Source organism: Amycolatopsis sp. NPDC021455 (assembly GCF_040640995.1).
In the GTDB taxonomy this organism is placed as follows: domain Bacteria; phylum Actinomycetota; class Actinomycetes; order Mycobacteriales; family Pseudonocardiaceae; genus Amycolatopsis.
Genome location: NZ_JBFACT010000091.1, coordinates 17,366 through 28,389, shown reverse-complemented (window position 1 = coordinate 28,389; position 11,024 = coordinate 17,366). Strand labels below are relative to the sequence as shown.

The 11,024-nt window shown below is 71.0% G+C and carries 12 protein-coding genes; 4 read left to right on the top strand and 8 right to left on the bottom strand.

Annotated elements, in window-relative coordinates; genetic code table 11:
• Nucleotides 1–56: 56 nt before the first annotated feature.
• Nucleotides 57–1,037, bottom strand: a complete 981-nt coding sequence (locus AB0G28_RS45050; RefSeq protein WP_361104272.1) for a bile acid:sodium symporter family protein — start codon at nt 1,035–1,037, stop codon at nt 57–59.
• Nucleotides 1,038–1,133: 96 nt separating this feature from the next.
• Here AB0G28_RS45050 and AB0G28_RS45045 point away from each other — a divergent pair, with 96 nt between their 5' ends.
• Nucleotides 1,134–1,976 carry a LysR substrate-binding domain-containing protein gene (locus AB0G28_RS45045; RefSeq protein WP_361104269.1) on the top strand — a complete coding sequence of 281 codons (843 nt, stop codon included), beginning with the start codon at nt 1,134–1,136 and terminating at the stop codon, nt 1,974–1,976.
• Here the strand turns inward: AB0G28_RS45045 and shbA are convergent.
• Complete coding sequence (shbA, locus tag AB0G28_RS45040; protein WP_361104281.1) at nt 1,957–2,553, bottom strand: RNA polymerase sigma factor ShbA; 597 nt, start codon at nt 2,551–2,553, stop codon at nt 1,957–1,959. The genes AB0G28_RS45045 and shbA overlap by 20 nt on opposite strands.
• A 146-nt stretch (nt 2,554–2,699) precedes the next feature.
• Nucleotides 2,700–3,188, bottom strand: coding sequence for a sigma-70 family RNA polymerase sigma factor (locus tag AB0G28_RS45035; protein WP_361104266.1), 489 nt, complete (start codon nt 3,186–3,188; stop codon nt 2,700–2,702).
• 607 nt (nt 3,189–3,795) lie between these two features.
• On the opposite strand from AB0G28_RS45035, the gene AB0G28_RS45030 reads away from it, so the two are divergent.
• Nucleotides 3,796–4,059: a WhiB family transcriptional regulator gene (locus tag AB0G28_RS45030; protein WP_003056777.1), complete on the top strand. Its 264-nt coding sequence runs from the start codon at nt 3,796–3,798 to the stop codon at nt 4,057–4,059.
• A gap of 167 nt (nt 4,060–4,226) precedes the next feature.
• On the opposite strand, the gene AB0G28_RS45025 is transcribed toward AB0G28_RS45030, so the two are convergent.
• A complete protein-coding gene (locus AB0G28_RS45025) occupies nt 4,227–5,225 on the bottom strand; it encodes an RNA polymerase subunit sigma-70 (protein ID WP_361104263.1) in 999 nt (332 codons plus the stop codon).
• A 39-nt stretch (nt 5,226–5,264) separates the two neighbouring features.
• On the opposite strand from AB0G28_RS45025, the gene AB0G28_RS45020 reads away from it, so the two are divergent.
• Nucleotides 5,265–6,008, top strand: a complete 744-nt coding sequence (locus AB0G28_RS45020) for an SDR family NAD(P)-dependent oxidoreductase (RefSeq protein WP_361104260.1) — start codon at nt 5,265–5,267, stop codon at nt 6,006–6,008.
• A gap of 199 nt (nt 6,009–6,207) precedes the next feature.
• Nucleotides 6,208–7,419 carry an LCP family protein gene (locus AB0G28_RS45015; protein ID WP_361104257.1) on the top strand — a complete coding sequence of 404 codons (1,212 nt, stop codon included), beginning with the start codon at nt 6,208–6,210 and terminating at the stop codon, nt 7,417–7,419.
• A 10-nt stretch (nt 7,420–7,429) separates the two neighbouring features.
• Here AB0G28_RS45015 and AB0G28_RS45010 read toward each other — a convergent pair whose 3' ends face one another.
• From AB0G28_RS45010 to AB0G28_RS44995, 4 genes are read right to left on the bottom strand one after another with little or no spacing between them, the layout of a single operon-like run.
• Nucleotides 7,430–8,626, bottom strand: coding sequence for an acyl-CoA dehydrogenase family protein (locus AB0G28_RS45010; RefSeq protein ID WP_361104254.1), 1,197 nt, complete (start codon nt 8,624–8,626; stop codon nt 7,430–7,432).
• Nucleotide 8,627: 1 nt separating this feature from the next.
• Nucleotides 8,628–9,536, bottom strand: coding sequence for a 3-hydroxyacyl-CoA dehydrogenase NAD-binding domain-containing protein (locus AB0G28_RS45005; RefSeq protein ID WP_361104251.1), 909 nt, complete (start codon nt 9,534–9,536; stop codon nt 8,628–8,630).
• Nucleotides 9,533–10,279 carry an acetoacetate decarboxylase gene (locus AB0G28_RS45000; RefSeq protein ID WP_361104248.1) on the bottom strand — a complete coding sequence of 249 codons (747 nt, stop codon included), beginning with the start codon at nt 10,277–10,279 and terminating at the stop codon, nt 9,533–9,535. Before AB0G28_RS45000 ends, AB0G28_RS45005 begins: the two co-directional genes overlap by 4 nt.
• Nucleotides 10,276–11,019, bottom strand: a complete 744-nt coding sequence (locus AB0G28_RS44995; RefSeq protein WP_361104245.1) for a crotonase/enoyl-CoA hydratase family protein — start codon at nt 11,017–11,019, stop codon at nt 10,276–10,278. The genes AB0G28_RS45000 and AB0G28_RS44995 overlap by 4 nt, the downstream gene beginning before the upstream one ends.
• Between the last annotated feature and the right edge of the window lie 5 nt (nt 11,020–11,024).

Genomic DNA, 11,024 nt, shown 5'->3' with positions numbered 1-11,024 from the left:
GTCCGTGAAGGCCTCCTTCCCGGCCATAAGAGCCGGGAAGGAGGCCTTCACGGACTTCAGGCGGGAACGAGCTCGCCGGCCGGGGTGGCGGCGCGGGCGTAGCGGCGCGCCAAGGTCGCGCAGACGATCAGCTGGATCTGGTGGAACAGCATCAGCGGCAGCACGATCAGCCCCACCTGCGCGTGCCCGAACAGCACCGTCGCCATCGGCAGGCCGCTGGCCAGGCTCTTCTTCGACCCGCAGAACACGATGGTGATCCGGTCGGCGAGCTCGAAGCCCAGCACCCGGGCGCCCCACCCGGTCGCGCCGAGCACCGCCGCGAGCAGGACGCCGCACACCACCACGAGCACCAGCAGCCGGCCGAGGTCGAGCCGGTGCCAGATGCCCTCGGTCATGCCCGCGCTGAACGCCGTGTAGACGACCAGCAGGATCGAGCCGCGGTCGACCAGTTTCAGCGGCGCGGAGTGGCGCTTGATCCAGCCGCCGATCCAGCGCCGCGCCAGCTGGCCGGCCACGAACGGCGCGAGCAGCTGCAGCACGATCCCGAGCACGGCCGAGCCGTCGACACCGGCGCCGTCGCCGGCGAGCAGCAGCGCCACCAGCAGCGGTGTGAGCACGATCCCGGCCAGGTTGGACAGCGACGCGCTGCAGATGGCCGCCGCGACGTTGCCGCGGGCGATCGAGGTGAACGCGATCGACGACTGCACCGTCGAGGGCAGCACGGCCAGGAACAGCACGCCGGCGGCGAGGTCCGGCGGCAGCACCGACGACGGCAGCAGCATCGCGGCCAGGCCGAGCAGCGGGAAGAGGACGAACGTCGCGGCCAGCACCAGGGCGTGCAGCCGCCAGTGCCGCAGCCCGTCCAGGGCCTCCTGCGTGGACAGCCGGGCGCCGTACAGGAAGAACAGCACCCCGACGGCGACGGTGGTGGCGACGCCGAAGCCGCCGGCCACCGCGCCCGAGGCGGGCAGCAGGGTGGCGACACCGACGGTGGCGAGGATGGCGAGGACGAACGGGTCTGGCCGAAAGCGGGACATGGATCTCCTTCCAGGGCAATTCTCGGCGAACCCGCGTTCATTGTGAACCCCGATGACCGGACTGACTGTCATCGCGAATCGCGATAAGGTGACGCGGTGCTCGACCCCCGCCTGTGCCGTTCGTTCCTCGCCGTCGCCGAGACGCGCAGTTTCACCGCCGCCGCGCGGCGGCTGGGCGTCGGCCAGCCGACGGTCAGCCAGCACGTGCGGCGGCTCGAACGCGACGCGGGCGGCCTGCTCTTCGCCCGCGACACCCACACGGTGGAGCTCACCGCGCGCGGCCAGGCGATGCTGGGGTTCGCGCAGACGATCGTCGACACCGAAGAACGCGCGGAACGCCACTTCCGCGGCGCCGAACTGCGCGGCCGTGTGCGCTTCGGCGTCTCCGAGGACTTCGCGCTCGGCGAGCTGCCGGAGATCCTGCACCGGCTGCGCCGCAGTCATCCGCTGGTGGACGTCGAGCTGACCGTCGAGCTGTCGGACGTCCTGGCCCAGCGCCTGCGCGCCGGGCAGCTCGACCTGGTGCTGGGCAAACGCCGTCCGGGCGCGCACCACGGCCGGCTGCTCTGGCGGGAGCCCCTGGTCTGGATCGGGTCGGCGGCGACGGTGCTGGAGCCGGGCCAGCCGGTGCCGCTGGTGCAGTACCCGATGCCGTCGATCACGCGGCAGCTGGCCGTGGAGTGCCTCGAACGCGCCGGCCTCGAGTGGCGCGCGGCGTGCCAGACGTCGAGCCTCACCGGCCTGCGGGCCGCGGCGGCGGCCGGGCTGGGTGTCACCCTGCACGCGCGCAGCCTGGTGCCGGCCGACCTGATCGAGCTCGACGGCCTGCCGGAGCCCGGGGACATCGAGTTCATGCTGCTGGCCCGGGAGTCGATGGAAGGGCCGGCGGCGGCGCTGGCGGACTTCGTCCTCGAGCGCGTCAGTCCTCTTCACCCGTGAGCAGGCGCCGCAAGCGGCCGAGCGCGCGGTGCTGGGCGACGCGGACGGCGCCGGGGGTCGAGCTCACGGCCGCGGCCGTCTCCTCCGCGGACAGCCCCACGACCACGCGCAGCACGACGATCTCGCGCTGTTTGGGCGGCAGCACGTCGAGCAGCCGGGCCAGCCGCTCGTTCAGCTCGAACCGCAGTGCGTGCTGCTCCGGGCCGTCGGTTTCGCTGACGCCGTCGGGCACCTCGGGCACCGGGTCGGTGCGGTTGCGGGCCGCCGCGCGGTGGGCGTCGGCGACCTTGTGCTGGGCGATGCCGTAGACGAAGGCGAGGAACGGGCGGCCCTGGTCGTGGTAGGACGGCAACGCGGTCAGCACGGCCAGGCACACCTCCTGGGCGACGTCGTCGGCCGAAGCGAACGACCGTTCGTGCCGTCCGACGCGGGCCCGGCAGTAGCGCACGACCAGCGGCCGGATCGTCGCGAGCAGGCGGGCGGTCGCGGCTTCGTCGCCGGCGATCGCGGCGGCGACCGGCTCGTCGTGCCGCCGCCAGTGCGACGGGAACGCTCCGGCGGGCTGCGCCGCGGCGATCTCCCGGACCAGGGCCCGGCTGCGCACCCGCAGCAGGACGCCCTCGACGTCGAGGCCGGTGCGCAGCGAGTCGTGCAGCGCGGCGTTGGACTCCCGCAGCAGCTCGGTGACCGCCCGATCCCCGTACTCGGTTGCCGGCATTCTGTTCACCTTTCCGTGTCCCGGTGGCCGCCGGGCCGGGCGCCCTGCTGACGCCGGAGGCGTTCCCGCACGTGGCGGAGGGTGGAGCGGACGGTCGACGGGGTGATCCGCAGCGCCTCCGCGATCTGGGCGGGCGTGAACCCGTCGAGCGACCACGCGAGGACCATCCGTTGCCGACCGGGGAGGGAGGAGAGCAGTTCGATGAGCGCCGCGTGCTTCTCGACCAGCGCGGCGAGCTCCTGGTCGTCCCGCGGGTCGCCCAGCAGGGACCAGTCCGCGCGCGCGTCGCCCGCCGCGTCCGACAACCGCCCCGCGACCCGGCGGATCCAGGCCCGCGGGTCCCCGGCGACCGGCCACGCTTCCAGCGCGTGCAGCATCGCTTCGGCGGCGACGTCGCGGGCGGTCTCGACCTCGAACCCCGCCTTGCAGAGGAACGCCACGAGCGGCGGGAACTCGGCGCGGAAGAACGCGTCGAACTCGTCGTGACCCCACACGGACCCCTCACCGCCCCTCGCCTCCACAAGGACAGGTGCGGTGAGGGGACCGCTGCGTGTAACGATCCGATCAAGACTGCCCGGCGGGAGTAATGGACCGCGTCGCATCGGTGACGCCCGGTGACGAATGACGGCGGAGATGCCGGGTACCCGACGCCGATGATCCACCGAGACGTGATCGTGACGGCGCTCAGCGGGCGTGCGGAGCCCGTGCCCGGCTGCCGCGGCGCCGATCCGCGGAGCCTGAGTCCGCGAACGGCGGATTCCGGTCACGGGCGCGGCGGCCGGCAGTGCGCCCGCGTCCGGCGGGAAAAGCCTTGCCGGATCAGGGAAAGACGGCCGTTCCGCGCGCGCTGAAGCCTGTGCGGGACCGGTCGGCGTGCGCGCGGTCTCGCCGATCGGGTGACGTGATCGACATCGAGATCCCGGGAAGAAGGGCGTACTCTCATGTGTTGCAGTCTTGGTTGCCCGGAGGGTGAGCCGGGGACCGAAGCCAAAACCCCCTTGACCCAGGCGGATAAGCTCGCGCGCCCGCCGCGGTCAAGTCGGTTGACGCGCCCCGACAATGGGAAGCAGTAAGAGAGAGCTAGGGAGGTGAACGAAGGAAATGGAAGCCACGATGACGGGCTGGGCGGAACTCGCGGCCTGCAAGGACGAGGACCCGGAACTGTTCTTCCCGATCTCCGAGGTCGGCCCCGGCGCCCGGCAGACGGCGCAGGCGAAGGCCGTGTGCGCGCGCTGCCCGGTGCGCGCCGAATGCCTCGGCTACGCGCTCGACAACGGCCTCGACCACGGCGTCTTCGGCGGCACCACCGCGGACGAACGCCGACGGCTGGTGCGGACCGCTCCGCAGCGGCACCGAGCTGCCTGACCGCCGCCCGGTGACCTCTTCCCGGCGGCCTCGAGCATGAAAACCCCGAATCCGGAAAAAATCGAGATTCGGAAGTGCGTGTGCCCGGGTGGGTGATTCCTGCGTGAATCACCCACCCGGGCTTTTCGCCGTTCGAAGAGCGGCGAGTAAGTATGCGATTGTTCGCATCAGTCTTCTTCGTGATCGCCCGGCCACGTCTCGGGCATTCCCCAGGCGGCGGCCGGAGCGGACTCGAAGGCGGCCATCGCCGTCACCAGCCCGGCCTCGACCGTCAGCAGGGTGACCCCGAACCACCGGTATTCGTGCTCACCCGGGCGCCGTAGGTAACCGGCCACCGCGGGCTGGCGGTTGCCGCGCGTCGGCCGCATCCGGAACCGGCCGACGCAGTGCGGGGAAGCGGGGTCCATCGACAGCGAGAGCGCCCGGACGATCGAGGCGCGGTTGCCGAACCACAGCGAGTACGGCGGCATGACGGCCTGGGCGTCCTCGTGCAGCAGCCGGGCGACCGCGGCGGGGTCGCCGTCGGTGTACGCCGCGATGAACCGCTTGAGCAGCGCGGTTTCCTCGGCGCTCGGGTCGCCGGCCGTCCACTCGGCACGGCGCGCGGGAAGCCGCTCACGCAACGTCGCGCGAGCCCGCTGGAGCGCGCTGTTCGCCGACGCGACGCTGGTCTCCAGCGACGCCGCGGTCTCCTTGGCCGACCAGCCCAGCACGTCACGCAGGACCAGCGTCGCCCGCTGCCGCGGCGGCAGGTACTGCAGGGCGGCGAGGTACGCCAGCTCGATGGTCTCCCGTTCGATGACGGCGGCCCCGGTGTCGTCCGGCGCCGCCGCGTCGAGCAGCCGGTCCGGGTACGGCTCGAGCCACGGCAGGTCGACGGCGGAGATCGGCCCGGCCGGCTCGCCGGCCGGGCAGAGCTGGTCGGGCAGCACCCGCCGCGGACGGCGGGCGAGGACGTCGAGGCACGCGTTCGTCGCGATCCGGTAGAGCCAGGTGCGCGCGCTCGCCCGGCCTTCGAAACCGTCCCGGCCCTTCCACGCCCGCAGGAACGTCTCCTGCGCGAGGTCTTCGGCGTCGGCCAGGGAGCCGAGCATCCGGTAGCAGTGCACCTGGATCTCCCGGCGGTGCCGTTCGACGAGCGTCTCGAAGTCGCTGAGGTGACCCACCCCGGCACGCTAGCGCACCCCCGCTGGGAGAATGTGGCGGTGAGTGGAACGGTGCTGGTGCTCGGCGGACGCAGCGAGATCGGGCTGGCCGTGGCGAAACGCCTGGTCAGCGGGGACACCCGGCGGTTCGTGCTGGCCGCGCGGCCGGGCGCGGACCTGGCTGCCGAGGTCGCCGCCCTGCGTGACGCGGGTGCCGAAACGGTCGAAACGGCCGAGTTCGACGCCGACGACCTCGCCGCGCAGGGCCCGTTCCTGGAGAAGGTCGCCGCCGAGCACGGGCCGCTCGGGGTGATCGTGCTCGCCTTCGGCATCCTCGGCGACCAGGCCCGCGCCGAGGCGGACGCCGCGCACGCCGCGGCGATCGTGCACACCGACTACGTCGCCCAGGTCGGCGTCCTCACCCACGCCGCGAACCTGCTGCGCGGGCAGGGGCACGGCAGCCTGGTCGTGTTCTCCTCGGTGGCCGGCGTGCGCGTGCGCCGCGCGAACTACGTCTACGGCTCGGCGAAAGCCGGTCTCGACGGCTTCGCGAGCGGCCTCGCCGACGCGCTGCATGGCTCCGGTGTCCACTTGCTGCTCGTCCGTCCGGGTTTCGTGATCGGCCGGATGACCGAGGGCATGACGCCGGCGCCGTTCTCCAGCACCCCGGACCAGGTGGCCGACGCGACGGTCGCCGCGCTGCGCCGCGGCCGCGGGGTCGTCTGGGTGCCCGGCATCCTCCGGACGGTCTTCTTCGGGATGCGCTTTCTGCCGCGCGCGATCTGGCGCCGGCTGCCGCGCTAGCCGCCATTGTGGTCACTGCCACAGCACTTTCCCGTGCCCGCGCGGGTACTTTCCGTGGCGAAACCGGTCGAAGGGCTCGATAAGGCTCGGCCGTTCAGGCAGTGTCACAGGTTTCCGACAACTTTCTCAGCTGATTCCCAGCTAAGCCGGTGATCCTCGAAGACGGGGAAACCGCCGGAGGGAAGCAAGGGGAAGTGTCGTGCTGTTGTCGTCGCGGGGGCGCCGCATCGGCGGCCGGGTCGCGCTCGGCGTCGTGTCGACGCTGGTGCTCGGCGCCACCGGCTACCTGTGGACGCAGCTGAGCACGTTGGACGCCGGCATCGTCACCGCCGACGTCATCCCGCCCGCGGCCCAGGTCGACAACGATGACACCCCGCCGGGAGAGCCGCTCAAGGTGGCCCAGAACATCCTGCTCGTCGGGATCGACGCGCGGACCGACACGTACGGCAACCCGTTGCCGCAGAACGTGCTCGACGCGCTGCACGCCGGAGGCGGCGACGACGGCGGGGACACCACCGACACGATGATCGTCGTGCACATCCCGGCGGGCGGCGCCGCGGCCACCGCGATCTCGATCCCGCGCGACTCCTATGTGGACATCGCCGGCGGGTTCGGCAAGCACAAGATCAACTCGGCCTACAGTCGTGGCAAGAACGCCTCGTTGCCCGGTCTGCGCGCCCAAGGGCTCTCCGGCGCACAGCTCGAAGTGGCCGCGAACGAGCAGGGCGCGCGGACGGCCATCCAGACCGTCGAGAAGTTCACCGGCCTGACGATCAACCACTACGCCGCGATCAACCTGGCGGGCTTCGACGCGCTGTCGCAGGCGGTCGGCGGCGTCGAGGTCTGCCTCAAGGCGCCGGTGCACGACAGCTACTCCGGCGCGGACTTCCCGGCCGGCCGGCAGACGCTGTCCGGGGCGCAGGCCCTCGCGTTCGTCCGGCAGCGCCACGGGCTGACCAGCGACCTCGACCGCATCGCGCGCCAGCAGGCGTTCCTGTCGGGGATGGCGAAGGAAGTGCTGAGCGCCGGCACGTTCACCGACCCGTCGAAGCTGGGTTCACTGGTCAGCGCGGTGCAGGGCTCGGTCGTGCTCGACAAGGGCTGGGACATCCTGAGCTTCGCGCAGCAGCTGCGGGGGATGACGTCGGGCGCGATCAGCTTCGCCACGATCCCGGTGCTGAGCCTGTCCCTGCCGACGCCGTCCGACGGCGACGCGGTCAAGGTCGACCCGGCGCAGGTCCAGCAGTTCGTGCGCACGGCGATCAGCACGCCGGCGGTCCAGGCCTCGGGTGACGACACGACCGGCGGCGTGAAGCCGGTGGCGGCCACCGGGACGAAAACGCCGTCGCCGGGCACTCCTTCCGAGACGAAACAGCCGGCGACCAGTACGGCCGCCGGCTGCGTGAACTGAGCCCGCTACCTCACACGAAGGCGCTCTGCCCGGTGATCGCCTTGCCGACGATCAGGGTGTTCATCTCGCGCGTGCCCTCGAAGGAGTAGATCGCCTCGGCGTCGGCGAAGAACCGCGCGACGTCGTAGTCCAGCACGATCCCGTTGCCGCCGAAGATCTCCCGGCTCCAGGCGACGACCTCGCGCATCCGCGCGGTGACGAACGCCTTGGCCAGCGACGAGTGCTCGTCCTGGAAGATCCCCGCGTCCTGCAGGCGGGCGAGCTGCACCAGCATGCCCCAGGAGGCGGTGATGTTGCCGAGGCTCTTCACGAGCAGGTCCTGCACCAGCTGGAAGCGCGCGATCGGCCGGCCGAACTGCTTGCGCTCCTTGGCGTAGTCCAGCGCGAGCTCGTAGGCACCGACCATCACGCCCAGTGCCTGCCAGGCCACGCCGCCGCGGGTGGCGCGCAGGATTTCGGCGACGTCGCGGAAGGAGTCGATGCCCTGCAGGCGGTTCTCCTCCGGCACCCGGACGTCGGTCAGGGTGATTTCGGCGTTTTCGACGATCCGGAACGCGGTCTTGCCCTGGATCTTCTCCGCCACGAAGCCCGGCGTGCCCTTCTCGACGACGAAGCCCTTGACGTGGTTGTCGTCGAGGTCGCGCGCCCACACCACGACGTAGTCGGCGAAGGTCGCGTTGCCGATCCACTTCTTGGCGCCGTTGAGGACCCAGCTGTCGCCGTCCCGCTTGGCCGTGGTGCGCATGCCACCCGCCACGTCGGAGCCGCCCAGCGGCTCGGTCATCGCGAAGGCGCCGATCTTGTCCATCGCGGCCATCTCGGGCAGCCAGCGGTCACGCTGCTCCTGGCTGCCACCCGAGTAGATCGAGTACATCGCGAGTCCGTTGTGGACACCGAAGAACGTGGCCACCGACGCGTCGGTGCGGCTCATCTCCATCGCCATCATGCCGGTCAGGAGGTGGCTGACCGCGGGCTTGTGCTCGCCGTAGCCCTCGTAGGGCAGGCCCGCGAGACCGGAGTCGCGGAAGAGGCCGATCAGCTCCTTCGGGAAGGTGCCGGCTTCCCAGTTCTCGTTCACCAGCGGCTTGACGTCGGTGCGCACGAAGTCGCGGGCCTTGACCAGCAGCTTGCGCTCGTCGTCGCTCAGCAGCGTCTCGTAGTTGTAGAAGTCGGCGGTCAGCTGGCCTTCGAGTGCTTCCATGGTCATGTCAGTTCTCCTCCAATGCGGACAGGATGGCGAGCTGCTTGCGGTCGCGCGCCTCGGCGAGTTCCGAGTACGTGGAGGAGCCGTAAGCCTTTTCGACGGCTTCGATCAGCCGTTCCTGCTCTTCGGGGCTCTGGCTGGGAGTGCCCAGCCCGGCCCACATCTTCTTCATGGACTTGCCGATGTGCTCGGCCATGTGCCGGTAGCCACCGGGACCACCGCCGAGGTGCGAGCCGAGGAACGGCCCCACCGTGGCCCAGCGGATGCCGAGCGAATTCGTGATCACCTTGTCGAGGTCTTCCGGCGTCACGACACCCTGCTCGACGAGATAGATCGCCTCGCGGCTGAGCGCGTTCTGCAGCCGGTTGCCGACGAACCCGGGGATCTCCTGGCGCTCCACGACCGGGGTGCGGCCGAGGAAGGTGTAGAAGTCGACGGCCCGCCGCACGGACTCTTCGCTGGTGCGCTCGCCGGGGACGACCTCGACCAGGGGGAGCAGGTGCGGCGGGTTGAACGGGTGTCCGATGAGGACCCGGCTCGCGTCTCCCAGCTCCCCGGTGAATGCGGTCGAGGGGATGGCGCTCGACGAACTCAGCAGCAACGCGTGCCTCGGCGCTTCTTCGACGAGCTGCTTGAACAGGTCCTTTTTGAACTCGACGTTCTCCGGCCCGTTCTCCTGCACGACATCCGCGTCTTTCACTGATTCAGTGACGTTCTCGGCGATGTGGACGCGGGTCGCCAGCTCGTCGGCGGTCGTGCCGAGGTGCGGGGCGAACTGGGCCAGCGCCTGCGAGACGGCCTCGGCGAGGTCGGGGCGGGGGTCGGTGACCCGGACGGTCAGGCCGTGGCGGGCGAACAGCGCCGTCCAGGACAGGCCGATCGTGCCGGCGCCGATGACTGCGGCGTTCTTCATGACTGCGCTCCCTTCAGGTAGTCGAAGACCGGCTTGACCGGGGCGAGCGTCAGGTCGGTGAGGATGTGGCTCGCGGAGACGACCTCCAGCACCGGCAGGTCGGCCAGCGGGGCCAGGACGTGCTGGAACAGCTGCAGCCGGGCGGGGCCGGTGTAGGCCTCCTTGACCACGACGTCGGTGATCTCGGTGCGGACCAGCTCCTGCACGCGCGGGACGCCGTCGTAGCCGGGGATCGTCTTGAGCATGAACGTCGGGACGGTGATCTCGTGTTCGGCCACCCGGGCGTCCAGTTCGTGGTGCTTGTAGCCCATGGTCGCGGTCGCCACCCGCAGCGTCCCGTAGTCCAGCGTGCCGACCAGGACGCCGTTGTCGACATAGAGCTTCGGCGACCCGGCGGTCTTGGGGTAGGCGCTGACCTCGCGGCCGGACGCCGTCGCCGGGAAGTTGTCGAGGTACATCGCGTGCAGGTACTCGCCGCGTTCGCCGTCGAGGCTGACCTCGATCGCCTGGCCGGACTCGGTGTACGGGCCGTAGCCGGAGACGTCGCCCATCTTCATGACTTCGAAGCGCACCAACGGTTCCTCGACCCGCAGGGGCTCCGGGACGACCGCGCGCAGGGCGTCGGCGTCGGTGCGGTAGACGATGTTGAGGTACTCGCGGTTCGTGAACCGGGGGACGACGGGCGCGAACGCCGGGGCGGTCAGCGGGGTCGTCACGTGCCGGCGGACTTCTTCGATCTTCATTCGCCTGTCCACTTCGGAGCGCGGCGTTCGGCGAAGGCGGTCATGCCCTCGCGGACGTCCTTCGACTGCATCAGCTTCTTGATCTCTTCGCGTTCCGCGGCTTCGGGGTCCACGGCGCGCACGATCTTCTTGACGGCGGCGAGCGCGAGGGGCGCGTTCTCGGCGAGCTTCTCGGCCAGCTGGAGCGCGACGGCGGTGGCGTCACCGCTCGGCGTCACGCGATTGACCAGACCCAGCTCGCCGGCGCGACGGCCGGTGACGGGCTCGCCGGTGAGCAGGAACTCCATCGCCAGGTGGTGCGGGATCCGCTTCGGCAGCCGGATCACGCCGCCGCCCGCGGCGATCAGGCCGCGCTTGACCTCGGGGAGGCCGAACTTCGCGTCTTCCGCGGCGACGATGAGGTCGCACCCCAGCGCGAGTTCGAACCCGCCACCCATGGCGAACCCTTCGACGGCGGCGATCAGCGGCTTGGCCAGTTCGGCTTCGGTCAGGCCGCCGAACCCGCGGCCGGGGATCTCCGGCGACTCGCCCTTGAGGGCGGCCTTGAGGTCCATCCCGGCGCTGAAGGTGTTCTCGGCGCCGGTGAGGACGCCCGCCCGGAGCGCCGGGTCGGCTTCCAGTTCGTCCAGTGCGGCGGCCAGCTGGGTCGCGACGGCGGTGTTGACCGCGTTGCGAGCCTCCGGGCGGTCGATCGTGATCAGCAGGGTGCCGCCGATCCGCTCAGTACGTACTTCACTCATGACTC

Excerpts from the sequence above, each read along its gene's own strand:
- AB0G28_RS45050 (WP_361104272.1), bottom strand. The coding sequence starts at position 1,037 with ATGTCCCGCTTTCGGCCAGACCCGTTCGTCCTCGCCATCCTCGCCACC.
- AB0G28_RS45030 (WP_003056777.1), top strand. The coding sequence starts at position 3,796 with ATGGAAGCCACGATGACGGGCTGGGCGGAACTCGCGGCCTGCAAGGAC.
- AB0G28_RS45010 (WP_361104254.1), bottom strand. The coding sequence starts at position 8,626 with ATGACCATGGAAGCACTCGAAGGCCAGCTGACCGCCGACTTCTACAAC.
- AB0G28_RS45005 (WP_361104251.1), bottom strand. The coding sequence starts at position 9,536 with ATGAAGAACGCCGCAGTCATCGGCGCCGGCACGATCGGCCTGTCCTGG.
- AB0G28_RS45000 (WP_361104248.1), bottom strand. The coding sequence starts at position 10,279 with ATGAAGATCGAAGAAGTCCGCCGGCACGTGACGACCCCGCTGACCGCC.
- AB0G28_RS44995 (WP_361104245.1), bottom strand. The coding sequence starts at position 11,019 with ATGAGTGAAGTACGTACTGAGCGGATCGGCGGCACCCTGCTGATCACG.